This window comes from Frankia gtarii (assembly GCF_025403375.1).
Taxonomy (GTDB): domain Bacteria; phylum Actinomycetota; class Actinomycetes; order Frankiales; family Frankiaceae; genus Frankia; species Frankia gtarii.
Genome location: NZ_JAMPTM010000599.1, coordinates 1 through 643, shown reverse-complemented (window position 1 = coordinate 643; position 643 = coordinate 1). Strand labels below are relative to the sequence as shown.

The 643-nt window shown below is 76.8% G+C and carries 1 pseudogene; it reads left to right on the top strand.

The window, feature by feature from the left end:
• Positions 1 to 643 (top strand): annotated as a pseudogene (locus NBZ83_RS32495) (glycosyltransferase); the annotation flags it as partial.

Sequence of the window (643 nt, the reverse complement as noted above, 5' to 3'; positions counted from 1 at the left end):
GTGCGGTGTCGCCGGGTGGGGGGCCGCCGGATACGGGCGGGCGTGGGTCGGTGGTTGGCTGCTCGTCGCGCTCACCGTCGGGTTGGGGCCGATCGTGCGTCATCCTCGCTACTACGCCGCCGGACCGCTGGCCGCCGTCGCCGACGCGCTCGCGATCATCGCGGGCCTGCTCGCGGCTGCTGCGGTCCTGATGGCGCTGGCCCCGCCGCCGGCCGGCGCGGTCCCGCGGGCCGGCGGGTCGGCGGCCGGGGCACCGGTGGCAGCAGGTCTCGCGGCGGCGCGGCGGGCGCTGGGCTCACCCGCGCTGTTCTGGGTCGTGCTGGGCCTGGCGGGCGCCGCGGGCATCGCCACGATCCGGGCGGCGCCCGCGCCCCGCATCGACGTGTTCCACCTGCTGCAGGTCTCCACCTCGGGGCTGACGCACGGCGCGGACATGTACCGCCAGCAGTGGGCGCCCAACCGCACCGCCTACCCCGTCGACGGCCTGTTCGACGTCTACCCCTACCTGCCACTCACCTCGGTGCTGCTCGCGCCGCCACGGTTGCTGCTCGGCGACGTCCGCTACGGCCTGCTGCTGGCGCTCGCGGTGGCGGCGGTCTGCACGCGCGGTCTCGCCACCGGCCGCCGCGATGTGGGTGATGTC